This is a genomic window from Microcoleus sp. AR_TQ3_B6, assembly GCF_036702785.1.
Classification (GTDB): domain Bacteria; phylum Cyanobacteriota; class Cyanobacteriia; order Cyanobacteriales; family Microcoleaceae; genus Microcoleus.
Window position 1 is genome coordinate 1 of the sequence record NZ_JAUBVJ010000064.1, and the last position, 25,625, is coordinate 25,625.

At 47.4% G+C, this 25,625-nt stretch carries 22 protein-coding genes and 1 pseudogene; 10 read left to right on the forward strand and 13 right to left on the reverse strand.

Annotation, left to right across the window (positions count from 1 at the left end; genetic code table 11):
- The first annotated feature begins 66 nt into the window (after positions 1 to 66).
- Together QUB56_RS25420 and QUB56_RS25425 are read left to right on the forward strand one after the other, a co-directional pair.
- Positions 67 to 423 (forward strand): hypothetical protein, encoded by a 357-nt coding sequence (locus tag QUB56_RS25420; protein ID WP_332958975.1) that lies wholly within the window; start codon positions 67 to 69, stop codon positions 421 to 423.
- Positions 396 to 1,154 (forward strand): hypothetical protein, encoded by a 759-nt coding sequence (locus QUB56_RS25425; RefSeq protein WP_332958977.1) that lies wholly within the window; start codon positions 396 to 398, stop codon positions 1,152 to 1,154. The genes QUB56_RS25420 and QUB56_RS25425 overlap by 28 nt, the downstream gene beginning before the upstream one ends.
- Before the next feature lie 194 nt (positions 1,155 to 1,348).
- Here QUB56_RS25425 and QUB56_RS25430 read toward each other — a convergent pair whose 3' ends face one another.
- A complete protein-coding gene (locus QUB56_RS25430) occupies positions 1,349 to 1,537 on the reverse strand; it encodes a hypothetical protein (RefSeq protein ID WP_332958978.1) in 189 nt (62 codons plus the stop codon).
- A 62-nt stretch (positions 1,538 to 1,599) separates the two neighbouring features.
- Here QUB56_RS25430 and QUB56_RS25435 point away from each other — a divergent pair, with 62 nt between their 5' ends.
- The 3 genes from QUB56_RS25435 (at position 1,600) to QUB56_RS25445 (ending at position 6,828) form a co-directional block, all read left to right on the forward strand.
- Complete coding sequence (locus tag QUB56_RS25435) at positions 1,600 to 1,824, forward strand: hypothetical protein (RefSeq protein WP_332958979.1); 225 nt, start codon at positions 1,600 to 1,602, stop codon at positions 1,822 to 1,824.
- Positions 1,825 to 2,247: 423 nt separating this feature from the next.
- On the forward strand, positions 2,248 to 5,373 hold the full coding sequence (gene ppc, locus QUB56_RS25440) for a phosphoenolpyruvate carboxylase (protein WP_332958980.1): 3,126 nt from the start codon (positions 2,248 to 2,250) through the stop codon (positions 5,371 to 5,373).
- Between the two features lie 255 nt (positions 5,374 to 5,628).
- Positions 5,629 to 6,828 carry a phosphodiester glycosidase family protein gene (locus QUB56_RS25445; RefSeq protein ID WP_332958981.1) on the forward strand — a complete coding sequence of 400 codons (1,200 nt, stop codon included), beginning with the start codon at positions 5,629 to 5,631 and terminating at the stop codon, positions 6,826 to 6,828.
- Positions 6,829 to 6,972: 144 nt separating this feature from the next.
- Here QUB56_RS25445 and QUB56_RS25450 read toward each other — a convergent pair whose 3' ends face one another.
- Together QUB56_RS25450 and QUB56_RS25455 are read right to left on the reverse strand one after the other, a co-directional pair.
- Positions 6,973 to 7,530: an HPP family protein gene (locus QUB56_RS25450; RefSeq protein WP_332958983.1), complete on the reverse strand. Its 558-nt coding sequence runs from the start codon at positions 7,528 to 7,530 to the stop codon at positions 6,973 to 6,975.
- Positions 7,531 to 7,962: 432 nt separating this feature from the next.
- A pseudogene (locus QUB56_RS25455) lies at positions 7,963 to 8,118 on the reverse strand (IS1 family transposase); the annotation flags it as partial.
- Positions 8,119 to 8,412: 294 nt separating this feature from the next.
- On the opposite strand from QUB56_RS25455, the gene QUB56_RS25460 reads away from it, so the two are divergent.
- Together QUB56_RS25460 and QUB56_RS25465 are read left to right on the forward strand one after the other, a co-directional pair.
- Complete coding sequence (locus tag QUB56_RS25460; protein WP_332958984.1) at positions 8,413 to 8,607, forward strand: hypothetical protein; 195 nt, start codon at positions 8,413 to 8,415, stop codon at positions 8,605 to 8,607.
- Between the two features lie 264 nt (positions 8,608 to 8,871).
- Positions 8,872 to 9,222, forward strand: coding sequence for a hypothetical protein (locus QUB56_RS25465; RefSeq protein ID WP_332958986.1), 351 nt, complete (start codon positions 8,872 to 8,874; stop codon positions 9,220 to 9,222).
- A 76-nt stretch (positions 9,223 to 9,298) separates the two neighbouring features.
- Here the strand turns inward: QUB56_RS25465 and QUB56_RS25470 are convergent, their stop codons facing one another.
- From QUB56_RS25470 to QUB56_RS25495, 6 genes are all read right to left on the reverse strand, one after another.
- Entirely contained in the window at positions 9,299 to 9,865 is a 567-nt protein-coding gene (locus QUB56_RS25470) for a diheme cytochrome C (RefSeq protein ID WP_332958988.1), read from the reverse strand.
- A 74-nt stretch (positions 9,866 to 9,939) separates the two neighbouring features.
- Positions 9,940 to 10,848, reverse strand: coding sequence for an MBL fold metallo-hydrolase (locus QUB56_RS25475; RefSeq protein WP_332958989.1), 909 nt, complete (start codon positions 10,846 to 10,848; stop codon positions 9,940 to 9,942).
- 519 nt (positions 10,849 to 11,367) lie between these two features.
- Positions 11,368 to 11,880 carry an inorganic diphosphatase gene (locus tag QUB56_RS25480; RefSeq protein ID WP_332958990.1) on the reverse strand — a complete coding sequence of 171 codons (513 nt, stop codon included), beginning with the start codon at positions 11,878 to 11,880 and terminating at the stop codon, positions 11,368 to 11,370.
- A 252-nt stretch (positions 11,881 to 12,132) separates the two neighbouring features.
- Entirely contained in the window at positions 12,133 to 13,533 is a 1,401-nt protein-coding gene (locus tag QUB56_RS25485; RefSeq protein ID WP_332958991.1) for a serine/threonine-protein kinase, read from the reverse strand.
- Between the two features lie 107 nt (positions 13,534 to 13,640).
- Positions 13,641 to 14,939: a serine/threonine-protein kinase gene (locus QUB56_RS25490; RefSeq protein WP_332958992.1), complete on the reverse strand. Its 1,299-nt coding sequence runs from the start codon at positions 14,937 to 14,939 to the stop codon at positions 13,641 to 13,643.
- 160 nt (positions 14,940 to 15,099) lie between these two features.
- On the reverse strand, positions 15,100 to 15,648 hold the full coding sequence (locus QUB56_RS25495; protein WP_332958993.1) for an inorganic pyrophosphatase: 549 nt from the start codon (positions 15,646 to 15,648) through the stop codon (positions 15,100 to 15,102).
- Between the two features lie 306 nt (positions 15,649 to 15,954).
- Between QUB56_RS25495 and QUB56_RS25500 the strand changes: the two genes are divergently transcribed.
- Positions 15,955 to 16,116: a hypothetical protein gene (locus tag QUB56_RS25500; protein WP_332958995.1), complete on the forward strand. Its 162-nt coding sequence runs from the start codon at positions 15,955 to 15,957 to the stop codon at positions 16,114 to 16,116.
- Here the strand turns inward: QUB56_RS25500 and QUB56_RS25505 are convergent.
- The 3 genes from QUB56_RS25505 to recN form a co-directional block, all read right to left on the reverse strand.
- Positions 16,103 to 19,279 (reverse strand): GAF domain-containing protein, encoded by a 3,177-nt coding sequence (locus tag QUB56_RS25505; protein ID WP_332958996.1) that lies wholly within the window; start codon positions 19,277 to 19,279, stop codon positions 16,103 to 16,105. The genes QUB56_RS25500 and QUB56_RS25505 overlap by 14 nt on opposite strands.
- 488 nt (positions 19,280 to 19,767) lie before the next feature.
- Positions 19,768 to 19,956 (reverse strand): hypothetical protein, encoded by a 189-nt coding sequence (locus QUB56_RS25510; RefSeq protein WP_332958998.1) that lies wholly within the window; start codon positions 19,954 to 19,956, stop codon positions 19,768 to 19,770.
- Positions 19,957 to 20,084: 128 nt separating this feature from the next.
- Positions 20,085 to 21,839, reverse strand: a complete 1,755-nt coding sequence (gene recN, locus QUB56_RS25515) for a DNA repair protein RecN (protein ID WP_332958999.1) — start codon at positions 21,837 to 21,839, stop codon at positions 20,085 to 20,087.
- Positions 21,840 to 22,127: 288 nt separating this feature from the next.
- On the opposite strand from recN, the gene QUB56_RS25520 reads away from it, so the two are divergent.
- On the forward strand, positions 22,128 to 23,459 hold the full coding sequence (locus tag QUB56_RS25520; protein WP_332959000.1) for a TAXI family TRAP transporter solute-binding subunit: 1,332 nt from the start codon (positions 22,128 to 22,130) through the stop codon (positions 23,457 to 23,459).
- Between the two features lie 345 nt (positions 23,460 to 23,804).
- Here the strand turns inward: QUB56_RS25520 and ruvB are convergent, their stop codons facing one another.
- Positions 23,805 to 24,893, reverse strand: coding sequence for a Holliday junction branch migration DNA helicase RuvB (gene ruvB / locus QUB56_RS25525; RefSeq protein ID WP_332959001.1), 1,089 nt, complete (start codon positions 24,891 to 24,893; stop codon positions 23,805 to 23,807).
- Between the two features lie 71 nt (positions 24,894 to 24,964).
- Between ruvB and QUB56_RS25530 the strand changes: the two genes are divergently transcribed.
- The gene (locus QUB56_RS25530) at positions 24,965 to 25,504 is read left to right on the forward strand and encodes a hypothetical protein (RefSeq protein WP_332959002.1); all 540 of its coding nucleotides are present in this window, start codon (positions 24,965 to 24,967) and stop codon (positions 25,502 to 25,504) included.
- Positions 25,505 to 25,625 lie beyond the last annotated feature (121 nt).

The following is a 25,625-nucleotide window of genomic DNA, read 5'->3' on the forward strand; positions in this document are numbered from 1 at the left end:
TTCTTGATAGTTGACCTTCATAAAATATCCCTTATTTTTCTGGCATTGTAGCACTTATTTGGCAAAATGGTATTACCTAACGACCCACGTACTCAGGTGGTGACTTTCAAAGAAGTTAATCCAAACGTTATCGAGGTGTCAGATATATTTGCACGCGATTTTCCCCGTCGTATGGGTGGTAATATGATTGCAGATGCCTTACGAACTCAGGGAATAAATAGACCATCAACCATCAAATTGACGAATGTAACTCACGCTCCCACCAAAGAAGCTATTGAGCAGGGCATTTCTGGTGAAAATACGATATTGGGTGACACTTTGAAAGATGCAGCCAGAGAATTGGGTTCTACACCTACGAGTTGGAAAACAGGTAGAGATGTTAAAACAGATCAGGTATGGATAGAAGTAAAATTGTCTTACTAGAGCAACTAAAGCAAGCTTGTTCGCAACGAATCGATAAGAGCTGGCACCTGCTAGCAACTGCTGCGGGAAATGAGGAAGGTATTCGTGTGACGTTGCGCGGTCTGGATATTAATGAGTTACGCCTTGACACAATCATTGCTGTGCCCACCCACTTAGTTGAATTTAGGGTTCTAGCTCTTTCTGTTTCCCGACCCGAGCTTTTACGTAATTTGTTAAATCAGTGGGAAATGGAACCACGCACTGGCAATCCCGATGTGGATGCTGGGTGTTTAGAAACAGCTCTTACAACAGGTCGCAGATGTTTCACAGTTGTGGAAATAGATCCAGAAGCAGAACCCTGGTCGTGGGAGGAGGAATTAAAAAACGAACCTTTAAAAATTATGTACAGCTCCGAGTATATTCGCTTGTTAGGTAGTCGTCCTTTGAAGGACAAAGTGCTAACACAAAAAAACATAGAAAACGGCATTAACTCGGGAATGTCTGTGCTCAAAACATTACGCACACAACAGGTACAAATAGATGAATCTGTATTTGCTCACTATGCAGATTTAATCATTTCCACAGGTGCCTACCCTACCGCTATGCTGATTGAGTTATCGAGACGAACTAATTTCGATTCCCGGATTTGGTTTGAACGGATTCTGGAGATATTTCCTACTATTTCCGATCCACTAGAGGTGGCTCTATCAGCCTATACTTTACTCAATGACCAATGGGTTGTGCCTTGGTGATTCGATCGCAACTTCCTTTTGTGCGAGGGACGGGGTTCGCCAGCAATGAAGTGCGATCGAATTATTATCGATTGTTTCACAAGGAAGGGCGAGCATACTTCGCTACAGTTTCCTGTGGGGCTATTAACTTTCCCTGGCGAGTAGTTTTGTGCGCTCTCTCTGATTGTCGATAGTTTTACCTGACTCGGGCTCTCTCAGGAGTGCGGGTAAAATTTCCTTTGAGGCTCTCGACGGGGCGGGCGAGCAGTTTTGTGCGATCGCACACCGGGTACAATTTCCTTTGAGTCGATCGGCTTGACAATCGGGCGATCGATTCTGCTGGCGATCGATTCTACGGGTTCATCAAGACTCCCTGCCGCAGCTCGCCCCAATCTAGGATACAACGAGGCAAGAAAACCCGCCCTAGCCTGTAAACTAGGGATAATAGAATACGCAGGAAGGATTTATGCCGTCGGAAAACCAAGACTTGCCAAAAACTGCTGCACCCAAGAGTCCAAATTTGCCAATTCCCTCAGACATTTTATTGAGCTTGGTCGCTTTACCTATGCTGGGCGGGTTGGTGGCGGCGAAAGCTGCTGCTGAGTTTGTTGCGTCGATCGGCGTTGAAAGCGAAGAAGTCTTTCGGGGTTCCCGCCTGCCCGTGCTCAACTTTCCTCAATCACAGGACTAGCAACCCTATGGAAGGATGCTGCAGCTAGAAGTTAATTTTTTTGACCCCGCCTACAAACGGATACCAACCCCCGACTTTTGTCGTGGAAAGATCAAAATTTTCGACTCTTGTTCAAGCTTCCAGATTCATCTTGGGAGTAAATCTAAAATCCTTCGACGATCGCGCGACTCGACGCGAAGTCTCGCCGAACGTCTGACGCCGATCGTCTAAAATTTCAAATCGCCAGTCAACTGATATGAAAGCTTGACAATAGGTACAATCTGTGGTTTGAGAATTAATCTTTCCTTATACTTTGTACATAAGTGCCTTTTACTTTCTACCTTGTAATAAGTTGTCTCAAATTTGACTGCAAACAAAAGTGTTTTAGGCGAAACTAAACAATACAATTTTCACAGACACCCGCAGCTATAGAGGAACAGCCCGATGAGTTCAGTCCTCCAGTCTTCAGAACAGGCTATAGAAGCAACATCTATTTCCCATTTTCCCGCTTACTCAAAATCAGACCTGTTTCTGCGCAATCGCCTCAAAGTAGTAGAGGACTTGTGGGAATCGGTGCTGCGACAGGAGTGCGGGCAGGAATTGGTGGATTTGCTCCAACAAATGCGATCGGTCAATTCCGCCGAGGGACAGGCCACTGGGTTTCGCGAATCGAATGTGGTACAGCTAATCGAAAAGCTCGACCTCAACGCCGCAATCCGCGCGGCTCGGGCTTTTGCACTGTATTTCCAGTTGATCAACATTGTCGAACAGCACTACGAACAGCGAGACCAACAGCTAGCTTACGCTAGCAGCAACGACGCTGGTGGGCGGATGTTTTCTAAGCTGCCCGGACAAGCAATGGATGCCCCCGATCGCCCGCGCCACAGGGAAGGCCCAAGCCCCGCCCAAACGGCTCTGAGCAAGGCAGACAGCACCGAGACGATCGCCCGAGATGCGGGAACTTTCCACCAACTGTTCCCGATGCTGCAGCGCTTGAACGTGCCAAGCCAGCAAATCCAGCGCTTGATCGATCAGTTGGACATCCGCTTGGTATTCACCGCTCACCCGACGGAAATTGTCCGCCACACGATCCGCACCAAGCAGCGGCGAATGGCGAAGATTCTCCAACAGCTAGACCAAGTTGACGAGAAATTTCAGGCGATCGGGACAGACTCTCAAAGCCCCTACCCGGTGTCTTGCTGGGAAGCGGCCGCTCTCCAAGAGCAACTGATGGAAGAAATTCGCCTCTGGTGGCGCACTGACGAACTGCACCAATTCAAGCCGACTGTGCTTGACGAGGTGGAATACACTCTCCACTACTTCGAGGAAGTTCTGTTTGATGCTATTCCCGAACTCTACCACCGCTTAAAGCAAGCGCTCCACGCTTCTTATCCTTATCTGAAACCGCCGAGTTACAATTTTTGCAAGTTCGGTTCTTGGGTGGGCTCGGACAGGGATGGCAACCCTTCTGTGACTCCGAAAGTTACTTGGCAAACTGCTTGCTATCAGCGCCACTTGGTGCTAGAAAAGTACATCGCCGCGGTGAAGCGGCTGAACGAACTTTTGAGTTTGTCGCTGCACTGGAGCGACGTGCTGCCGGAATTGCTCGAATCTCTCGATCGCGACAAATCGGAATTTCCGGATGTTTACGAGCAGTGGGCGATCCGCTACCGCCAAGAACCTTATCGGTTGAAGCTGGCATACGTGCAGCAGCGACTGGAAAATACGCGCGATCGCAATTGGCGGCTCTACAAAGGAGACGAGTTGCAGCGGGAACGCGAAGCTTTGTCACAAAATCCCGGAATGACCGGCCTTTATCGATCGGGCGCTGAGTTTTTGACTGAGCTGCAGCTCATCGAGCGCAATTTAGTCGAAACAGGTTTGAGCTGTCGGGACTTGGAAAATCTGCTCTGCCAAGTAGAAATTTACGGATTTAATTTGGCTTACCTAGATATCCGCCAAGAGTCAACAGTACACTCCGACGCTTTGAGCGAAATTGCTGAATACTTGCAAATTTTGCCCAAGTCGTACCATCAAATGTCGGAATGCGATCGAATTATTTGGCTCGCAACTGAACTGCAAACTCGCCGCCCTTTAATTCCCGCAGAATTGCCCTTTTCGCCCAAAACTTGCGAGACGATTAATACCTTCCGAATATTGCGGCAAATGCAGCAGGAGTTTGGTCCGGAAATTTGCCAAACTTACATCATCAGCATGAGCCACGATGTCAGCGATTTACTGGCGGTTTTGCTGTTAGCAAAAGAAGCAGGACTTTACGACCCGGCTACAGGAATTAGCAGCATTCAAGTAGTTCCCCTGTTTGAAACGGTGGAAGATTTGAAGAAAGCGCCGGAAGTAATGGAGAAAATATTTGATTTGCCACTTTATCGAGCTTTGCTAACAGGAGGATACGCGCAGGAATTAACGGAAAAAAGCGAAGAGAATCTCACAAACCCAATCGCAACTCTCAAATTGCAAGAGGTGATGCTGGGCTATTCGGACAGCAATAAAGATTCGGGTTTCCTCAGCAGCAATTGGGAAATCCACAAAGCTCAAAAGGCTTTGCAAAGGGTTGCGGAAAAATACCATGTAGAGTTGCGGATTTTTCACGGCCGAGGCGGTTCTGTAGGGCGCGGCGGCGGGCCTGCTTACAAGGCAATTTTGGCTCAGCCTGGAAAGAGTATTAGCGGGCGAATTAAGATTACCGAACAAGGTGAGGTTTTGGCTTCTAAATATTCTTTGCCGGAGTTGGCGCTTTACAATTTGGAAACTGTGGCGGCGGCGGTAATTCAAGCTAGTTTGCTGCACACTGGTTTTGATGGCATCGACCCTTGGAATGAGATTATGGAGGAGTTGTCGGCTCGATCGCGATCGCACTACCGCCATTTAATCTACGAACAGCCGGATTTAGTCGATTTCTTCCACCAAGTTACCCCGATTCAAGAAATCAGCCAGTTGCAGATTAGTTCTCGCCCCGCCCGTCGCGGTGGCAAAAAAGACATCAGCGGTTTGCGAGCAATTCCGTGGGTGTTTAGCTGGACTCAAAGCCGCTTTTTACTTCCTTCTTGGTACGGTGTCGGCACGGCTTTGCAAGAGTTTTTGCTGGAGGAACCGGAAGAACACATGAAACTTTTGCAGTATTTCTACTTGAAATGGCCGTTTTTTAGAATGGTAATTTCTAAGGTGGAAATGACTTTATCTAAGGTGGATTTGCAGATTGCAGAACACTACGTGCAGGAGTTAGCTTTGCCCGCTGACAAGGAGCGTTTTAAGGCTTTATTCGATCAAATTGCTGCCGAATTTCACTTGATTCGGGATTTGGTTTTAACTATTACCGGACACCAACGTTTGTTGGACGAAGATCCGGAATTGCAGCGTTCGGTGCAGTTGCGAAATGCGACGATTGTGCCTTTGGGTTTGTTGCAGGTTTCGCTGCTAAAACGCTTGCGGCAGCACGGTAGTAGCGGGATTCCGGGGGTGATTCACTCGCGTTACAGCAAGGGTGAATTGTTGCGGGGAGCTCTGCTGACGATTAATGGTATTGCTGCAGGGATGCGGAATACCGGCTAGGGAAATAGTTGTGAGTTTGGAATGAGTGGTAAGGTGCGCCGCAGCGCACCCTGCTACTGGTAGTTTCAGAATTCACGCGATCGCCCATTATATAGCCTTTCTCAGATAGATGAGGTACAAGTTTAGATTTTAGATTTTATATTTTAGATTGGGGGATTGGGGGATTGTTAATTAATTGGTAAATACCTCGTCTTTCCGAGAACCGCTATAGTCAAAGCCATAGAAAACTGTTCGCTATCCTAGCTGAGATTTTTTATGTCTAAACGCAAACAGTCTGAAGGTTGTCGCCCGATGCTGCGGCGCACTTTTTTGTTTTTAACGGGCATCGCTTTGGCGCGGGTTGCGGCTGACTATTTTGCGATCGCCCAAAACCGAGATAGTTTCTTGACTCTCGCTGGTCAACTGTGGCAAAAGTCCCTCGCTTTTTTATCAAGCATACAATCAAATCCAACTCCTCAACCTCTCCCTAACAATCCCATTGTAAAATCTGCAAAAACCAATCAACCTCTGCGGAGTAATCCAATTGTAAAATCGCCAGAAAGTTCTCCTGCCGCGCAGCCGTCTCAACCTCAAATTATCAGACGTTCCCCTAAACAAGCAAAACCCGTACAACCCGCGCAGCCGTCTCAACCTCAAATTATCAGACGTTCGGCTAAGCAAGCAAAACCCCTACAACTGGGCCGCCAAAATGTAGCTGGCGCAAGTTTTTATCTCACAACTATTGACCTCGCAGACCCCGAAATTTATATCACAATTGGGTTAGCTAATAATGCAGCTTTTGCAAATAATTATAAAGTCACGCGGGGTGATGAACCTTTTGAAAATATGGTGGCGCGTTACCGGGCTGCTGTTGTTGCTAACGGGACTTTTTTTGGTAAAGATGAGCAGAAATCAGTGCTGGGAAATATGGTGGCGGCGGGTAAGTTTTTGAAATACAGCCGATGGGAAAATTACGGCACGACTTTGGGAATTAAAGCGGGAAATCAATTGGAAATGGTGACGGCTAGAATCGAAGGTAAGCCGGATTGGAGTCAACATTGGTTTTCTCTGACTTGCGGGCCGAGATTGGTTAAAGGGGGGAAAGTTTGGCTGTCTCCTTTGTCGGAAGGTTTTAAAGATTCTCATGTTTTGGGCGTGGGTTCGAGAACGGCGATCGGCTTTCCGGCTTCCAGAGATAAGTTATTTTTGGTGACTTTTCTTGATAGTTTGTCTTTGGCAGCAGAAGCTAAGGTTATGCAGGCGATCGGCTGTTTTGAAGCGATGAATTTGGACGGGGGCGCTTCGGTGGCTTTGGCTCATCAAGGGGAGATTTTATTGCCTGCGGGACGGAATTTGACGAATGTGCTGGTGGTTTACGATCGCGAATATCCAGCGCCGGCTCAGTTAAAGCAGTCTTGGGAACGCTTTCAAAAGGGCTCTCGACCTTCCCCCGATCCGTCCGTTTTTTTTGATTGATCTAGCCGAAGGAAGTTCGGCTTCCGTTACACGCGATCGGGATGTAACGGATGGCAGAAAGAAGTCCGATGTCCGTCGGAATCGAGGGAGCATCCCGATTTGGGTACTGCTCCCGAGGGAAGGGTGAGAGAATTAGAGATAATGCTATAACCAGTGCTTGGGATAGGTCCTTTCTTCCGCTAAATTGTTAAAGATGACGGCGCACAAGACCAAAATTATTGAACCCTCAAAAGCAGGTGTTAGCAAAAATTTCCAGTCTGGTTTGGTCATCATGACGACTAAAGCAACTGCTCCCGAAGGCGGATGTAGAGTTCTGGTAGCCTGCATAATTCCGATCGCACTAGAAACAGCCATTCCCATCGCCCAGGGAGAAGAACCGAGAAAATGCAGGATCATTAAACTGGTGAGAGCAGCTAAGAAATTGCCCCCAATGACATTCCGGGGTTGAGCCAAAGGGCTGTCAGGGACACCAAAGATGAGAACGCTTGTAGCGCCAAACGGAGCCATTAGTAAAGGAGAATTAGTTTTTACAGCAAGATAGGACGTTGCAGTAATTGCCAAAAAACTGCCAATCCAACTCCAAAAAATATGCCGAGGATGAGGTCTGTCGATTGGGCAGGTCAATGGACACGATCGCCATCTCCCAAAGGTTTTAAACCAATAACTTTCCCATTTCAGTTGAATTTTTTTACTGTCAATCATAAATCAGGTTACTTGATAACCAGGTTTCTTAAATTGTCTGAACTAGCCTCCGCTAAAGTTAAGATATCATAACATTTGCTCAAAAAGTAGTTAAAGGCACAGATTTTTTACTTCTATGCCCCTCAAGCAGCTAACCACTCGGTGGGAACGGAGTAGCAAGTTTGGTCGGTTATTTGTAAGGTGCGAGGCCCCGCAAGCATGAATTGAAAGATCGCACCCACACTTTGGATAAGTCTCTGGTTCAGAGTGCGATCGCCGTTTTCTGGTTGGTGCGTTGGCGTAGCCCGCCGCAGGCATCGGTTCCAAGCTTTGGATAAGCCTCTGGTTTAGCGGTGCGACGCGCGATATATGCACGAGGGTGTGTCCCGAATTCACCGCGATTTCCTCAGAAAGCCCTTAGATTTCGGGTAGCGGTAAAGAGGAAAGGACTGTTTAACTGGCTTGCGTAGCGTTGTAGTGATGGATGAACGTCCAAATTGCACCGATGTGGTTCTCTAACTTCTGGGAAAATGACAAGGTTTTTCTGAGGAGTCGCCACAGGCGTTGTCGCAAAGTGCAGTTGAACCGTTCAATGTAGCTGGTTTTTCCATCTGCATCCTCAGACGGCGTTTCGGCTTTGGGTGCACTGGCACTTTTTTCTCCACCTGCTGGTATTTGGCGTTGACCTACTGTTGCAGCTAGTGTTCCGAAATCTGCAAGGACGGGAGGCATATATTTACCGGAATCCTGCACCGGGAGGCGATCGATCTGAGATAGTTGTTGCAGATAATGCTGCGATCGGAATGCTAGCTTTTTCTGAGATTGAAATTAGTTTTTCAGAACTGTTTTTGCCTGTTTAGTTTTGGTTTGAGCTTTAACCGCAGATGGAGTCGATAAACGCAGATGGACGCAGATAAAGAGTTAGAACCAAGAAGAAGTTGGTATTCGGCGGCGGCGACAGCTTACAATCGAGTCAGACCTCGGTATCCGGCGGATTTGATTCAACGCGCGATCGAATTAGCTCAGCTTCCGCCCAAAGCAAAGATTCTAGAAATAGGATGCGGCCCGGGAATTGCTACCGTAGAATTTGCTAGGTGAGCCTTTTCAATGGTTTGTGTTGAACCGAGTTTAGAAATGTGTCAATTCGCGCAGCAAAATTGCGCTGAGTATACAAATGTTGAAATTCAAAATACTAGCTTTGAATAATGGGATTTACAAACTGACAGTTTTGATGCAGTTTTAGCAGCAACTTCATTTCACTGGATACCGCCAGAGATTGCTTGCCCAAAAGCGGCTGATGCTTTGCGATACAATTGCCCTTTAATTTTGTTGGGGAATGTAGTGCCGTCGCCGAGATATGAGGTGTTTCAAGTATTAAAGGAAGTGTATCAAAATTTTGTTCCATCTTTGGCAAAATATGAACGTATAGAACAGGATAAATTAATTTTACAAGCAATCAACCAAACAGTCATTGATTCGGGTCGTTTTCAGAAATTAATTTCCGATGAATTTGTGTATAATATAAATTACAATACTGATGATTATCTAATGCTTTTGAGTACGCTTTCTCCTTATATAGCGCTGGAGCCGGAAGCGAGAAATGCTTTATTTGCATGGTTGAGAGCAAAGATAGAGCAGGAGTTGGGAGGAGCGCTCGCTCTAGAACATTTGTGTACTTTTGAGATTATTGAAAAGACGGTTGAGGACGAATGAGTTAAGGAGTTTTGGTGTTCCTGAGCTTTAGTGCTGGAGTTATTGAGCAAGGTATTGTGGATAATTCCTGCATTCCCTAGGGGGAGTTTTCCCACTCGGCGGTAAGCTTGCGGAAATTGTATTTAGATGCACCGGGGTGACAACTCACGCAACTGCTAATATTTGCAGGTTGCGGCAGCTTGACTTTGGGGTGCAGAGCTTTGAAATAGCGAGAACTGGCCGCTCGATAGGGGACTTCTTCGTCTTTGGCTTGGGGACGGGAAAAAGTTTGCAGGTAGTTCCAAACTAGCAGACGGGACGGGTCTACTAGCAGTTTGATGGTTTGCCCGTAGTGTTGGGGATCTTGCAGCAATCTGCGCCAGGTTTCTGTTGGCAATACTTGCGGCGGTAAACCGATGTGACAGGTGGCGCAGTTTTCTAGGTACAGTTGCTGTCCGAGTTGGTAGCGATCGGGAATTCGATCGACTGTGCCATTATCTTCAATTGCAGACACTTGAGCAAGTCGCGCCGGAGTGTGGTCGGCGGCTGTCTGGGCTGCCAGCCATCCGCCTCCGGTACCGCAGAAAATTATCAACACCAGCAAACTTGAGTAAAGCCCCCGCCAGCCACGAGAGCGACGCTTGGGGGGGTTTTTGTGGTTCATGGTGTTTCTGCCTTCTCGCTGCTAATATCTGCCTTCTCGCGGCGGTTTTTTTGAGGCTGCATCGATATTGTTGCCTAAATCACTGGTATGCTCATGCCTTCGCGGGCCAAGCAGCCATTGGCGAAGGCTGCCTGCACCTCTGCTTCTACGCCATCGAGAAAATTGTCGTCGTGACTCGGATCGTGGTGAAACATCACGATCTTTTTGACTCCTGCAGCTTTCGCTATTTCTATTCCTGCTTGCCAAGTCGAGTGTCCCCAGCCGACTTTGGGGTTTTTGAAGCTGTAATACTCTTCGTCGGTGTAGTTGGCGTCGTAAATCAGCACGTCGGCGTTGCGAGCTAGGTGTACCACATTGTCGTCCACCCGATCGGGAAAATGTTCTGTATCGGTGCAGTAGACCGCCGTGTGTCCCCCCCAGGTGACTCGATATCCGATCGCGGTGTTGGGATGGTTGAGCAGTGCTGTTTCTATTTTCACATCGTCGAGTTCGAGAATATCGCCCGGAGTCAAATCGTTGAATTTGAGGTCTGACTGCATCACTTGAATGGGCACGGGAAAATTGGGGTGCAGCATTTGGTCGGCAAGACGCTGTTTGATTGTAGTGCCGTTGGGGGCGATCGCTCCGTAAATGTGAAAGCAGTTCCCCGGGATAAAGGCAGGAGTAAAAAACGGAAACCCTTGAATGTGATCCCAGTGAGTGTGGCTGAAAAACATATGGGCTTCCACGGGCATTTGCCGCAGCAGGTTGAGGCCTAGAACTCGCAAACCTGTGCCACCGTCAAAAATCAGGCGTTTTTTGCCCAAGCGCATTTCTACGCAAGAGGTGTTCCCTCCGTAGCGAATTGTTTTGGTGCCGGGGGTGGCGATGCTGCCCCGCACGCCCCAAAACTGAACGACAAACTCGGTCAAAGGACTATTTTCCATAGTGGCTTTGTGATCGGAAGGCTGTGGATTGGGTTGAGAGGGTGCGGAATCTGGCATTTTTTTTAGCTTTGGGGGCAGGAACTTGGGAGTTGAAATCTTAGCTTTTAGTTTTTAGTTTTTAGTTTTTAGCAATCCGTACTATAAAGCGCTTTATCCCGAAAGCATCCGAGTGCCGAACACTTGGGGTATTAGAAGTTTAAACCGTACCGGTTGGTCTAGGAGATGTCACGCTTGAGAGATTATTTTTTGCACCCTGCAGGCTGCCCGGCGTGTTCTGTGTTCTGAGATTAAGATAGCGCCTTTCCAAGAGTGTTCGGGTAAAATTTTCTATAACATAGAACTCATTCCCCGGGGGTAGAATTTGCGCTTCATCTTACTCTATGAGGAGTATTTTTTTCAAGATAGGGGCCCGGGTGGCGTTTTGAGGAATGCCGTTCCGGTGACTCGGCATTCACGACTGATTTGACATTCTAGCCACCCGTTCCTCGACTGCATCCCTAGACCTGCAGCGGTCGCCTTCAGTTGGGCCTCCTGAGTTGTTAGTCGGGTTGCAGTCGAGGAGTGCGGGTTAGGGGCTTATTTGCGATCGGCTGCGATGCATTTTTCCACTAACGGCATTACTCGATCCACATCTTGCCAACCCAGAATTTCCGTGACTTTTTTCTCCAAATTTTTGTAGGTTCTAAAAAATTCGGCTATTTCGTCCAAGCGGTGGGGGGCTACGTCTTTGAGGGACTTATAGTGAGCGTAGCGCGGGTCTTTGTCGGGAACGCACAACAGTTTCTCGTCCCTGTCGCCTCCATCGATCATTTCTAGCATTCCGATCGGGCGAGCCGCGATAATGCACCCTGGAAATGTGGGCTCATCCATCATCACCATGCCGTCGAGGGGGTCGCCATCATCGGCTAAGGTATTGGGTATGAAGCCGTAGTCGCACGGATATTGGACTGAGGAAGAAAGCACCCGATCGAGTGCAAAGGCTTGCATCTCTTTATCAAACTCGTATTTGTTTTTGCTACCGGCGGTTATTTCGATCAGGACGTTGAGCAGTCCTGGTTTCGGCTGTGCCGGAATTAGCGATAAGTCCACAACAATATCTCCAAGTTAACAGATGATTGGGATGAGTGCTACTTGTTGCCAAATCCCTTTGATAGCATTTTACGGGCGATCGCGCCCGACGGCTGCAGGAGATTGACCGAAAGCGGGCGAGTGCGATCGGCGTCACAATTTGAGGATGATTCTTGTAAAGTGTCCCGCCTGCTTTGAAAATACACCGGAGGGGTCCGACGCCCATCCCGCAGTTTGAGGGGGCAAGGCTTTGTTTTGGCGAGGGAAATATTTTCACATCGATATCTTCTTTTTACCGTCTCTCAAAGTTCTTTTAATTTTCAATCCCAACCACTGGCTTAGTTCTGTTGCTAACCACTCGATTTCTGATTCCTTTAGTCTCTGCTTCACTCCTAGTTGATATTTTTGGTTGCCCGCTTGAATAATTATCTGAGAAACTCTAGATAATTTCTGTTTCGTGCCGCGCCTAGTATATTCAATTTCTTCAATTTCCAACTTGCCAATGTCTTGTCTGGGAGCTGGCGGGGAATTATTCCATCTCAACCCCACCATATCGCTGCTATAGGATATTTGCTGTCTATCGATTCTGAGACGTACTTCCACAAATAGTGCAGCGATCAACTTTAATACTCCTGCCACAGCTAAGAAACTTCCTAATATCAGAAAAAGTAGCGGATTTATATCCCCGTTATAACCACTGATATATAATGTGACATTCGCAGCAATCACACCCGAAAGCATGGCAATTAAACCAAAACCGACTCCCTGCGGCGGAATTATAACTTCTATAAATTCCGAATTTTTGGTCAATTTAATATCGCTGCCTTGCCGCTGCACTGCTATAGGAGTTTTCTCTGTCGGGCGGGGATTTTTTAGCGATAGCCATGCTTCCCCAGCCGAGGATAACCTTTTGTTTAAACTAGGTTCTGTCATCCACTCCAGCCAATCGACTAAATTAGAATTGAGATGCGTTACCCGATCGGCAAATTGAATTCTCAAATCCTGATGCGGCAGTTCCGTGGGATGCAAACCCGTTACCAAATAAATTAAAGTTGCCCCTAAACCGTAGAGGTCAGAAGCCGGAACGGATCGCCCGCCAAATTGTTCCGGCGCCATATATCCATAAGTTCCGACTACTGTAATTGTGCCGCCAAATTTTGCCACTTGGTTCTGCACCGAACCAAAATCAACTAAATAAACTTGTCCGACACTGTGGCCGGATCTGCTGTGCAGTAAGATATTGCTTGGTTTAATGTCGCGGTGAATAACAGGCGGATCTTGCTCCTCGTGCAAATAAATCAAAATTTCTAACAGCGATTTAGCTAATTGTTTCACCTCGCTTTCGCTAAAAGTACGTCCCGATCGCAAATGCTCTTCCAAAGTTTTCCCCTCTACATAAGTCTGTACCAGGGCAAATCCTTTAGTGTCTGGTTCGTCAATTTCCAGGTAGTCGAGGTAGCGGGGAATTGCTGGGTAAGAAAGCGATTTTAAAGTTTCCGCTTCCCGTTCAAATAGTTTGAGGTCTTGCCATTCAAAATCGCCACCGAGGAATAGCTGTTTGATGACAACTAATTCTTGAGTTTGCAAGTCACGAGCTAGCAGCGTTTGGCGACCTGTTTGTTTTCCCAGTTGTCGCTGCACTTCGTAGCGTTCTGCTAATATGTGGCCAGTCATGTTTTTCCATCTGAATTTTAACTTGACATTAAACGCTCTTCTTTTATATCCCCGACTTCTCCAAGAAGTCTGGATCTGGGTATCATGATATTATTCTCAATTTGAGATTACAGTCCGCTTGCTTTTTGATACCACCGGGCAATAGAGTTGGTATTTGCCCCCATTGACAGTCCTGCAATTAGGGACGGTGCAGATGTGAAGATAATATCATACCTGAGACCCAACAAAGGATTCATCCAAAAGAAGATGATGCTTGTCGAGGTACAGAGTACGATACTAATTGCACTTAAAACCTGTCGATGAAGTTTGGGATTAGTTAGGGGGAAAAACCACCAGCGGGTCACAATTCCTACGATTATTCCGTTCCACAGCCCCAGCAGCAAGCCGAGAGAAACGCCCACGATTCCTCCGATAATTGTCCCCATACCTGGATAAATAAAGGTGCTGTAAATTGCTATAGAAGCTCCTACAGCTAGAGCTCCTGTCCCAGTGCTGCGCCAGATCGCATTCTTGAACAAGCTAAAAGTGTTCACCGTTTTTCCCTGTCTCAATGGCAGGGAATATTTATTTATTTCCTGCGGTTTTTCTAGAACTTCTTTGGCAATCTGGGCCTCCGTGGGACGGCGATCTAAACTGGGATGCGTCATCCACTTCAGCCAATTGGTAAAAGCGGGACTTAGTTGGGTGAATTGCTCGAATTCGATCTGCAAATCTTTCTGCGGCAAGTCGGCTGGATGCTGCTTGGTAATTAAGGCGATTAATGTTGCTCCCAAGCCGTACAAGTCGGAAGCGGGAACCGCCCTCCCGCCAAATTGTTCTGGCGGCATATAGCCGTAGGTTCCGACAACGGTGACCGTTTTTCCCTGTTGCGTGGCTAGGGTTTGAACTGCACCAAAATCGACTAGGTAAACTTCGCCGACGCTGTTTCCCGATCGATTTTTGAGTAAAATATTGCTGGGTTTAATGTCGCGGTGAATCACCGGGGGCTGCCGCTGGTGCAGGTAGGCGAGGATGTCTAATAATGCTGTTGCTAATTGTTTGAGTTCGCTTTCGCTGAAGGTGCGCCCATCTGAGAGATATTCTTGTAGGGATTTGGCTTCGATGTAAGTCTGAACTAGGGCGAATCCTTTGCGGTTGGGCGTGTCGATTTCAAAGGAGTCGAGATATCGGGGAATTGCGGGATGGGATAGGGATTTTAAGGTTTCGACTTCTCGCTCGAACAGTTTTAAGTCTTCCCAGTTAAAGTCGCTGCTGAATGAGAGGAGTTTGACTACTACTTGCTGTTGGGTTTTTAAGTCGCGGGCGAGTAAAGTTTGCCGTCCCGCTTGCTTGCCGAGCCGCCGATCGCACTGATAGCGATCGGCTAATATTTCTCCTGACAAATCGCCGATGTTTTGTCCGCTCATGTTTTCCTGCCCTAGAACCGATTAAGCCTAGTTTAGTTGACAAAAATGCCATAATCTGAAATCTTCTGGCCACGCCAAAAAACTTTTTCTGTCAAAGAACAACCGCCTTTAAAAGCTAGCGATCGCGCACAATAAAGAACCACGTAATTTAAGCTTGAATTTAACGTTGAATTTGCTTGTAAATTGACTGCAATACATCTAGCAGGGTCAAGACTTGCTGCCATTCGGGAGCATCGGGTTTGTAGCTTTTTGCGCGCTGATTTTTTAAACTCTGGTGCAAAAGGTTCAGCAGCGCGTCTGGAGGCTGCAAGGAGCTCTCCTCTTCATCTGTTGGGCTGTCGGCTGCATTTTCTTCTATGGTTTCTTTGATGCTTTGTGCCTTATCTGCCAGACCCAAAGCTCTGCCTGCCAGGTTTTCCGGCATTTTTGGTCGTTCCGACAAAGACTCGCCGGTCAGTTCTTCTAGCAGTTGACGGACTTGATCCACCCATTCGAGATCGTTTGCCGAAAAGTAATCGGATTTAAACGCTTGTCCGTGTCGTCTTTGCTGAATGCTTTGTAATTTCTGGATCAGGGGAAGAGACTTTAGAGTGATGTTTTCAGGGATTCTGGGGATATCTGCCAGCGCACTGCGAGCAATCTCTAACAATAGTTGGTAAACCTGATCTACCGACTCAATATCTCCCGATTGCGAATTCCAATTATCCATAACTGATGCTAGTAGTTTTCTATATCTAAGACTAGAACGTTGACTATCTGATGAAAGCAAGCTGCTTTTAGGAGCCGCCAACGTTATTAGGACTTACGCGGGCGGGGTCAAAAATCCGGTTTTTGAGCGGATGTTTTGTCAGCTAGCCCCAAAATTTTTTTCAGAAACTGGGTAATGCTGGCGCAAGTCCTAACTATTTTTTAAGCTCTCCTAAGGGTAGAAGTGCTTTGTTTGTGGTCGCTCTTGCGGGGAAACGCGGGCATATGGCGAAAGCAAGTTAGCGAGTTCCAGTCGGGTTATCTAACAATGATACCTGTTGGAGCTTATTTAAAATTGCCCCAACAGGATATTGATGTTAATCGGTCGGATGTCCGGGCGGGGCGCACCCCCGATCGCGATCGCCCCCAGCCTGGAACCCGGAGGCCGTCGATCGCAAATGCTCTCGGGGTCACTGCTATTTTTCTGTGAGATTCCACACGCCGTCCCAGTTTAGTACATCTGAAGGTCTGTGCTGAAATAACTTACAGCGATCGACGTGCAATTTAGCTGCCTTGTTTTTGGGGTCAACTTCCAAAACGGCGTTAAATTCGCGTTCGGCGTCTCTAAAGGATTGCTTGGCTTTTGGTTCTAAGGCTTTCTTAAACTCGCTCAGCAGTTTTTTAACCCGATCTAGTCCCAGATTTTCAAATTCCTCATCTAACATTTCTGCAACTGTCTCGGAGGCCCGACTTTTTATTTTCACCTGCAATAGCTGCCTGATCTCTGAAGGTTTCAGCCTCTTGATTTTGGGATTTGATGGCTCTAAGATGTCTGCTTCCAACAGTTTTTTGACATCCCCTTCTTGCAAGGATTGAATCTCGTCTGCTGATAGCGGCTTGATTTTTGCTTGCAGCAGCATTTTGGCTTCGTCTTCCGAGAGGTTTTTGATGCCTTCCAATTTCAGAAGTTGGATTTCTGTCTGCAACAGCACAATGAGTTTATCTGCTTCTGACAGGTTTTTCGGGTCGTATTCTGACAGCTTTTTCAGTTGATATAACAGCTTCTTGAGTTCGTGTTCCAACTGTTGCTCTAAATTGTAGGACAGTTTCTTAATCTCTGCCTCTGGCATTTCGGCGACATGATTTAAGATGTTTTTCACCTCACTTTCTGAGAGTCTTTGAGTGACTGGAGTTTTGTAATGTTCGCGCCCGTGGGTGTAATGTTCTATAACTTGTTGCTGTGTTTCGGTTAGTGACTTGCCCACTGGCGAGTATCCCTCGCGGATGCCCACGAGTTCGTAAACGATTACCGGTTCGCTTTTGCCTTTGACCGTAATGAAGTCGAGTTCTCGCACGTAGAGCCGATCGGTATAATCTCTGTAAGTATTGTCGCTGATGATCAAGTCGGTGCCGTACTGCTTGCTGGCGCCTTCTAAGCGAGAGGCGAGATTGACGCCGTCTCCGATCGAAGTCAATTCCATGCGTTTGCTACTACCGATGTTACCGCTGACAACTTCATCGGAATGCACGCCCATACCGATGCTGATCGGCAATTCCCCATTCGCCATACGCTCTTGATTGAACACGGCCAGTTTTTCCCGCATTTTCACCGCCGTTTGCATGGCGCACCAAGCATGATCCTCTAGGGGCGCTGGAGAGCCAAAAACTGCCATCAGAGCGTCACCGATGTATTTGTCGAGAGTCCCTCCGTACTCGAATACGACATCTACCATCACTTCAAAATATTTATTCAGCATCACTACCACTTCTTCGGCTTGCAATTTTTCCGTTAGTGTGGTATAGCTGCGAATGTCTGAGAACAGCACCGAAACGTTTTTGCGCTTGCCGCCCAATCCAGTATCTCCTGAAGCTAAAAGCGCTTCGGCTACTTCTGGGGTCATGTAACGGTACATCAAGTTTTTGATTTGCTTGGTGTTGCTAATATCTTCCATCACGACTAACGCGCCGTTGACCTTGCTGGGGTCGGTAGCGTCGGTCATTGAATTAATCGAGAGATTGATACTCTGCGATTTTTCTCCACAGGATAGCAAAACTTGATCGGGGTAATACTGCTGGCGGTCGTTATCGTCTTTTGGAGACAAAGACGCATCGAACCACTTGGCAAAATCGCCTTTTTCTAACTTAATTAACTCGCGCAAAGATTTACCTTCGGCTAATTCGGTATTGCTGACACCCAGTAATTGTTTGGCACTGGGATTGGTCGCTACTATATTGCCTTTTTTATCTGTAGAAATCACGCCGTTAGTCAGGGCGTGCAGCATATCTTTTTGTCTTTGTTCTTGCTGTTTGACTTCAGCAAAAAGTTTGGCGTTTTGTAGGGCGACTCCTGCTTGGATATTAAACGCCTTCATAAATTCCATGTCGTTGCGATTGAAACTCGCTTTCCACTGTTCGGGGGCGTGCGGCCAATCTTCCGGGTTGTAGGGGGGGTATTTTCCTTGTCGTTTTTTATTAATTAACTGGGTGACCCCAATCAATTTCTTGTCTGCATTAAAAACTGGCATACACAGCATACTGCAAGTACGGTAGTCAGTTTGTTGGTCGGTTTTTTTGGAAGTTTCGGCGCGGGGGTCATCGTACACGTCAAAGGGAATCAACAGCGGTTCGCCGGATTCGGCGACGATGCCTGCAAAACCTGCTGTTCTGGGTATGCGAAGTTCTTTCACGCTGTCGGCTGTCGGGATTTTCGTCCAGAGTTCGTCTTTATCTTCATCGATCAGCCACAGGGTGCTGCGATCGGCATTCATCAGTTCTTTTGCCTGATCCATCACCCTTTTTAGGGTATCTTCTAAGTCTAAACCGCTCTGAGAAAGAGCGTTGACGGCGTTCATCAACGCTGTCGCGGCCCGCTGTCTTTGAGTTGCTGCGTAGAAAGATTTAGAAGACTCTAGAATTAGGCGAATCGAAGGGGCAAATTCTCGAAAAACTTGTTCGTCTTCTTGAGTAAATCCTGCCTTGTCAATCTGTTCGTCTAAAATACCGTAATGTTCGTGGTTGGGCTTGAGTTTATTAATCAGTTGAACGACTGCTACTAACTCTCCTGTTTCTTCGTTGATCAGGGGCATCGCCAGCATTGTATAAGTGCGATATCCTGTTGTTTCGTCAGTTTTTTTTGCGTTAGTCGAGCGGGGGTCGTTATAAAAATCATAAGGAATGTTCACCACTTTTTTTTCCGTGGCTACTTCTCCCGCAATGCCCACATTGGCGGGAAATCGGAGTTCTAGACTTTTGCCATTTTCGTCTTTAGCGACGATCGCCCACAGCTCATTCTTTTCTTCGTCTAATAAAAATATCGTGCTGCGATCGGCATTTAGCAATTCCCCGGTTTTCAGGGTAATCGACTGCAACATTTCGTTAAGGATGACGTCGAATCCCTGGCTGTCAAGGATATTGTCGAGCATTCCCAGGGTTTGATTGACAACCTTAAGTTTCTCTTCTACTTCCTTAACTACTACTGTGAAACTTTGCTTATTTAGCGGTGCCAGAACACTGGAGAAGTTTGGTTGGTTTTTGACAACCAGTTGACTACTGTTAGAGGGAGGGTGAGAATGCTGTTCCTGATGATTTTTACCTACAACAGGGACATCTATCACTTTGTCCGAAGAGTAATTGGTAGGAGATGCAGATTTCATAGACCTTTACAGAATCTTAAGCGTAAGGGTTAGTCTCTAAGCTAGGAGAGCGGGCAAGTTCATTAAGGAGTCACAGGTCGCACAAAACTCAAGTATGTGTGAAACTATTTCCCAGTGTACAGAACTCCGGCCACAGAGCAAGGCCAATTCAGTTGGGATTGCTAGTGAACTGCTGGTGCGACGGTAATGCTGCTGTGACATTGCTGCACTCTTGTTAGAGAATGCCAATCCTGTTTAAATGGTTTATTAACTGATTTTGACATTATGCGTGCCTGGTTTAAGTAGGTTCGGCAGGTCTAAGAGCCGATCGCCCGCAGAAGAATGCGTACTGCGGGGAGGACTGCTGAAAGACGGATGGCATTGTGGGACTAGCTGCAATTGTGACACCACCAGTTGCCAGTGATGTGTGTCCTTCTCTACACAATTGTGGTTTTTAACTAGAATTGTTGTCAATTTTGCTGCTATAAGCTGTCATCCCGTAAATAAACTCACGGGGCTTTCAGCTTTTTTTTGTAAAACTTACGGTTGCTATTTTTAGTGTAACCTCCGGCTCCCAAAAACTCCGCCTTTTTGCCCCCCCGATCGGCTTGAGGGCTGTGTAAGGGTATGAGGGACTGAGTTTGACGCTGTTCGACCGTCGGTTTCGGTTGCAGCTTTTTTTCCCGTCTGGGACGCATAAACCGGGTTTTTTAACTTCCATACTTTTTTCAACCCTCCATAAAAATTTAAGAAAACCGATTTGGGAGACTCAAACGGCCAGCGTGGACTATTTTCGACTGACGCTGCACGAACCATTGTTGTGCCTTCAGGGTTTGGCCCACTGAGTTTGGCGCAATCCGGCGGCTTGAACGAGTAGGGATTCGGCGAAAGCGATGGCTTCTGTTGCTGAGCGACCGCTGGCGAGTTGGGCGAGTTCTTCGCGCCGCTGCTCGCTGTTGAGGGCTGCAACTCTGACTACTGTGCGTTCCACTGGTTCAAAGGAGGCTGCGGGTTCGCCGATACTTGGTTCTGCTTCGATCGTCTGTTTGTTGACGCGAAAATGAAAATCAGCCATCGCGGCGATCAGCGGTTGGTGGGTGACGCAGAGAACTTGGTGTTTGTCAGAGAGTTGGTAGAGTTTTTTGGCGATGGCGCCGGCGACTCTCCCGGAGACTCCAGCGTCGATTTCGTCAAAAATCAGCGTACCGGCGCTTTCTATTTGGGAAAAACAGGCTTTGATAGCCAGCAGAAAGCGGCTCATTTCTCCCCCGGAGGCGATCGCGCCCAGGGGTTGCAGCGGCTCGCCCGGGTTGGGGCTGAAACAAAAGGCGATTTGGTCGGCACCGGTGGCGGTTGGGGGAGTTGGCGAGATTTCGACTTGAAATTGCACTTTTTCCATTGCTAAAGGCTTAAGTTCTTCTACGAGGTGAGTTTCTAGTTTGAGGGCTGCTTCGCGCCGCAGGGTGCTGAGGTGGCTACAAGTGTCTTTTAATTGCTCTAAAGCGGTCTGATATGCGAGTTCTAAGGCTTCCATTGACTCGCCTCCTTCTAAAAGTTCGTTCAGTTCGTTTTGGATGCTTTGGTAGTAGGCGATCGCTTCTTTGAGCGGTCCGTATTTTCGGCAAATTTGTTTGAGTTCGCGAATCCGCTCTTCTACTTCTTCGAGTCTTTCGGGATCTGCTTCTAATTGTTCGCCGTAGCTGCTAATTTGCCTGCTGGCTTCTGTGGCTTGAGCTAAAGCATCGCTGACCATTTCTAGGATTGGTTGCAACTGCACATCGTAAACTGCCATGTCGCTTAAAATTACTTCGGCTTTGCTCAACAAGTCGGCGGCTGATGGGCTGTCGCCGTCGTTTTGGTACAGGGCTTGGTGAACTTGGTAACTCTGCTGCTGCAATTCAACGACGTGGCCGAGGCGGATTGATTCTTGTTCTAGCTGTGCGAGTTCGTCGGCGTCTTCGATGTGGGCTTCGCCGAGTTCTCGGACTTGGTATTCTAACAAATCGAGTCTTTGCAGCCGCTGCTGTTCCGACTGACGCCTGCGCTTGAGGGCTGTTTTGGCGTTGCTGGCACATAGCCACGCGGAGGCGATTGTCGATCGCGCATCAGCAAGTTTTTTGCCGCCGTACAAATCGAGCCATTCTCGCTGGAGGGTTTCTTGTCCGAGGTGGACGGTTTGGCCTTGGGCGGTAATTTCGACGAGCCGATCGCGCAGTTGATCCATTAACTGGCGGTTGACGAGAATTCCGTTCAAGCGCGATCGGCTGCGCAGAGTACCGCTAGATGCGTTAATTTCCCGGCTGCAAACGGCTAAATTTCCGTCTATGGGTTCGATTTCTTGCTCGCCCAGCCACCTTGCGGAAGCAGAATCCAATTCAAAGGTAGCTTCCAATATTGCCCGCGCTGCTCCGGTGCGAATCGATCGGCGATCGACTTTCCCGCCCAACACTGCATCGATCGCATCTAGGATAATCGATTTACCTGCGCCGGTTTCCCCTGTAAATACGTTCAAGCTCGGGCCAAACTCTAGATCCAGGCAGTCAATTAGAGCAAAGTTTTCAATTCTGAGGGATAGTAACATGGGGAATTGGGAATTGGGAATTGGGAATTGGGAATTGGGAATTGGGCATGGAGCCTAAAAGCATCGGACAATTTTAGATTTTAGATTGTAGATTTTAGATTGAGTGGTAATCTTAATCTAAAACCCCCTATGGGAAATCCCCCATCGGATGGGGCCTAAAAGCATCGGCCAAACATGGAATTGGCTGGCTCCTCCACTATCGGGCGCGTCCAATTTCCCGAGTTCTATTTTCATTTTCCTCGAGAATACTTTTGATTTTGCCATTCTCACGATCGAGTCTCAACCTCAATGCAAAATAAATTTCTGGTTCCCGTTGCTCTATTAAGCGTTGTCCTGATTGGAGCTTTTGGGTCGAAGCTGCACCAAGACAAGCAGGGAGTCTATGAATTAACCCTAGCCACGGGAAACAAGACAGGCAATTATTATCCTTTCGGACAAGCAATTGCTGAGGTAGTTATGCAACAAAATCCGCGCCTGCGGATTAAAGTTGTTGAGACTCAAGGCGCTGACGAAAATATGCGCCGGCTTCAGGCAAATGAGGCTCAGTTAGCTATTGTCCAGAACGATACGGTGGCAGTGCCCCAAGGGCGGGTAATTGCTTCTTTGTTTAAGGAAGTTTTTCATTTAATTGTTTCGGAACAGTCTGGAATTCAAAGCGTTTCTGATTTAAAAGGAAAACATATTGCGCTGATGGCTCAAGGCAGCGGTTCTTACAGTTCTTTTTGGTTGGTCAGCCAACATTACGGTTTGAAAGCAAGTGATTTTAAGTCTACTCCTGGCTCTTGGACTGAGGGTACTAAGTTGTTTGCTAGCGGCGAGGCGGATGCTATTTTTTGGGTGCTACCTCCGGGGAGCGATTTGGTTAGCCAGTTGCTGCAAAATACGCGGGCAAACTTGGTGCCCATCGACCAAGGAGCGGCGATGAAAATTAAGTTGCCTTATCTCGAAGCTAACTTGATTCCTAAGGGTACTTACAAGGCCGCTCCAGCAGTACCAGATACGGATTTGCCTACCGTTGGGGTGGAGGCTACTCTGTTGGTTCGTCAGGATGTCGCTCCGGAAATAGTTAAGGAAATTACGCGGATTTTGTTCGAGCACCGCCGCACTTTGGTGGCTGCTAATCGTTTGGCGACCATGATTAGTGAGCCGTCCGGAAGCGGTAGTTTTGCTCTACCAATACATGAGGGCGCTCAGGCTTATTACGATCGCGAAAAGCCGGATTTTTTAGCAGAAAATTCCGATGTTATCGGTTTGTGTTTTTCGTTTGTTACTCTTTTTGTTTCTTGGCTTTGGCAGTTGCGAGCGCGCTTTTTGCAGAAACAAAAAAAACGAGCTGACAAGTTTAATTTGATTATTCTAAATTTGATTCAAAGAATCCGCCAAGCCGGAAGTTTTGACGAAATAGATCGGTTGCAAGAAGAGTTATTTGATATTTTTAAGCAAGTTATTGGGGATTTGGATCGAGATAGAATTGATTCGGATTCTTTTCATTCTTTTACTTTTACTTGGGAAACAGCTCTAAAGATTGCGGCTGAGCGAGAAAAAGCATTGCGGAATTTGTCGCTGGTTTCCCACGATTTAAAAGCTGATTTGACTGCTGTAAAAAAGATGGAAAACTAATTTATAGCCTTTCTCTGTAACATGAGGTACCCGACGTGCATAGGGCATCGGGCATCGGGCATAGGGCATAGGGCATAGGGCATCGGGCATCGGGCATCGGGCATCGGGCATCGGGCATACCTCACGACGATTGAGAACCGCTATATTAGCAATTATTAGTTATTGGTTATTGGTTATTAGTTCATTCCTGAACCCAAAAAGTTGTTTCACACTACTTATAGCGGTAAGGTGCGCAGTGGGCACCCTACTTAATTTATAAGAGGAGTTATCAGTCATTAGTCATTAGTCATTAGTCATTAGTCAACAGCCAACAGCCAACAGTCAACAGTCAACAATCCCCATTTTTTATTCCCTAAAATTCAAGTGTTTTCTAGCAGCAACCGTTACCATTCTCCCGCGATTTGTCCGCTGCAAAAATCCGATTTGCATTAAATAAGGTTCGTAGACATCCTCAATGGTTTGAGTGTCTTCTCCTGTAGAAGCTGCGAGGGTTTCTAAGCCCACTGGACCGCCGTTGAAGTTCTCAATCATTGCTGTCAAAATCCGCCGATCAGTCCAATCTAAACCTAGCGGATCTACGTTGAATAATTCCAGGGCGAGTGAGGCAACTTCGGCATCAATTGGCTTTAAATTTTTGACTTCGCTGTAGTCTCTAACTCGCCGCAGCAAGCGGTTAGCGATGCGGGGGGTGCCGCGAGCTCGGCGGGCAATTTCTGTGGCTCCTTCTGGGGTGATTTGAGTGTCGAGAACTTGGGCGGTTCTTTGGACAATTAGACTGAGTTCGTCTATTTCGTAGTAGCGTAATCTTTGGATCAAGCCGAAGCGATCGCGCAATGGAGATGTCAGCGACCCAACTTTTGTGGTTGCTCCTACTAAGGTAAAGGGTTTCAGGGGAATACTGCGGATTTTGGCGCTTTTGCCTTGACCGATGGTAATATCTAAGCGGCAGTCTTCCATCGCCGGATAGAGGATTTCTTCTGTAACCTTAGATAAACGGTGAATTTCGTCGATAAACAGCACGTCGCCTGCTTTGAGGTTGATCAGCAATCCGACAATATCTCGCGGTTTTTCTAAAGCCGGGGCTGTGGTGATTTTGCATTCAACTTCCATTTCTGCTGCTAAAATTAGCGACATTGTGGTTTTTCCCAACCCTGGCGGCCCGTAGAGTAACAAATGATCCATCGGTTCGCCGCGAGATTTGGCCGCTGCAATTGCGATCGCCAAAACTTCTCTCAAGTCTTTTTGCCCGATGTATTCAGCTAACCGCTGGGGCCGGATTTTGTCGTCTTGTTTGCTGTTGATTTCCTCGGGTAGTTCTTGCGATTCTAGCAAAGATTCCGCCTGGGGTTTGGCGGCTTTTTTGCGACGGGCTGGGGCTAGGTCTGGCGGTAGGTTTGGGTCAGGGGGCTGTTGTTTGGAGGAGATTATAGCCATATTTATCTGCGATCGGGCAGCGGGAATTGTTTACAATTGTTAGCAGAATCTTTACAATTATTGAGTTTGTGATGAGTATTCCATCTTCTTTATTAGCATCGGAAAGCATAACTTTTGAGGGGGCGATCGAGCTGACTCAATCTTTACTGTCGTTGATTGAGGCCGATCAAGTTTCAGAGACCGACATCGAGCAAGCTGTTAGATCTCTGGTGAAAACACAGAACGGTGCTAGGGGTTTTTTTGTCACCTATCTAACGGACGATCTACCGGAGGCAGATCGCCCGTCACCCGGAGTAGTCGAGGCGCTGCGATCGGCTCCTGAGATCGTAGCAGAACTGCTGGTGAAAAATTTGGCAATGTCGGCGGCAATGGTCGTGTATCATTCGCGCCATCAAAGCGAGGAAAAGGCGGCCGGTTCTGCTAGAGTGCAGAAGCGATCGCGCAATTTAATTCAAATCCTGCAAATGCCCGCCTGTCAAACTCTAGCGTCGCAAATGCTAGAAAGTTTGCAGAATGCCAAGGGCGAGTACGAGGAATTTTTCCAGCGGTGGGGCTACGACAACGAGCAAAAACTAGCGATCGGTTCGGCAGTGCGATCGGCGATCGGCTAAAATAACATACTTCGCCAGGGTTGCATATGCTTGATCAAAGCGACGGGGCTGTGGAATAATTGCGGTTTAGCAAAAGCTGCACAATTGTAGCTTGAGTTGATTTAGGTGTGAAGCTAGTGAA

What these genes read in the sequence shown, in the direction of transcription:
- QUB56_RS25420 (WP_332958975.1), top strand. Translation starts at nt 67, where the DNA reads ATGGTATTACCTAACGACCCACGTACTCAGGTGGTGACTTTCAAAGAA.
- QUB56_RS25425 (WP_332958977.1), top strand. Translation starts at nt 396, where the DNA reads ATGGATAGAAGTAAAATTGTCTTACTAGAGCAACTAAAGCAAGCTTGT.
- QUB56_RS25435 (WP_332958979.1), top strand. Translation starts at nt 1,600, where the DNA reads ATGCCGTCGGAAAACCAAGACTTGCCAAAAACTGCTGCACCCAAGAGT.
- ppc (WP_332958980.1), top strand. Translation starts at nt 2,248, where the DNA reads ATGAGTTCAGTCCTCCAGTCTTCAGAACAGGCTATAGAAGCAACATCT.
- QUB56_RS25445 (WP_332958981.1), top strand. Translation starts at nt 5,629, where the DNA reads ATGTCTAAACGCAAACAGTCTGAAGGTTGTCGCCCGATGCTGCGGCGC.
- QUB56_RS25450 (WP_332958983.1), bottom strand. Translation starts at nt 7,530, where the DNA reads ATGATTGACAGTAAAAAAATTCAACTGAAATGGGAAAGTTATTGGTTT.
- QUB56_RS25460 (WP_332958984.1), top strand. Translation starts at nt 8,413, where the DNA reads ATGGACGCAGATAAAGAGTTAGAACCAAGAAGAAGTTGGTATTCGGCG.
- QUB56_RS25470 (WP_332958988.1), bottom strand. Translation starts at nt 9,865, where the DNA reads ATGAACCACAAAAACCCCCCCAAGCGTCGCTCTCGTGGCTGGCGGGGG.
- QUB56_RS25475 (WP_332958989.1), bottom strand. Translation starts at nt 10,848, where the DNA reads ATGCCAGATTCCGCACCCTCTCAACCCAATCCACAGCCTTCCGATCAC.
- QUB56_RS25485 (WP_332958991.1), bottom strand. Translation starts at nt 13,533, where the DNA reads ATGACTGGCCACATATTAGCAGAACGCTACGAAGTGCAGCGACAACTG.
- QUB56_RS25490 (WP_332958992.1), bottom strand. Translation starts at nt 14,939, where the DNA reads ATGAGCGGACAAAACATCGGCGATTTGTCAGGAGAAATATTAGCCGAT.
- QUB56_RS25495 (WP_332958993.1), bottom strand. Translation starts at nt 15,648, where the DNA reads ATGGATAATTGGAATTCGCAATCGGGAGATATTGAGTCGGTAGATCAG.
- QUB56_RS25500 (WP_332958995.1), top strand. Translation starts at nt 15,955, where the DNA reads ATGATACCTGTTGGAGCTTATTTAAAATTGCCCCAACAGGATATTGAT.
- QUB56_RS25505 (WP_332958996.1), bottom strand. Translation starts at nt 19,279, where the DNA reads ATGAAATCTGCATCTCCTACCAATTACTCTTCGGACAAAGTGATAGAT.
- QUB56_RS25510 (WP_332958998.1), bottom strand. Translation starts at nt 19,956, where the DNA reads ATGCGTCCCAGACGGGAAAAAAAGCTGCAACCGAAACCGACGGTCGAA.
- recN (WP_332958999.1), bottom strand. Translation starts at nt 21,839, where the DNA reads ATGTTACTATCCCTCAGAATTGAAAACTTTGCTCTAATTGACTGCCTG.
- QUB56_RS25520 (WP_332959000.1), top strand. Translation starts at nt 22,128, where the DNA reads ATGCAAAATAAATTTCTGGTTCCCGTTGCTCTATTAAGCGTTGTCCTG.
- ruvB (WP_332959001.1), bottom strand. Translation starts at nt 24,893, where the DNA reads ATGGCTATAATCTCCTCCAAACAACAGCCCCCTGACCCAAACCTACCG.
- QUB56_RS25530 (WP_332959002.1), top strand. Translation starts at nt 24,965, where the DNA reads ATGAGTATTCCATCTTCTTTATTAGCATCGGAAAGCATAACTTTTGAG.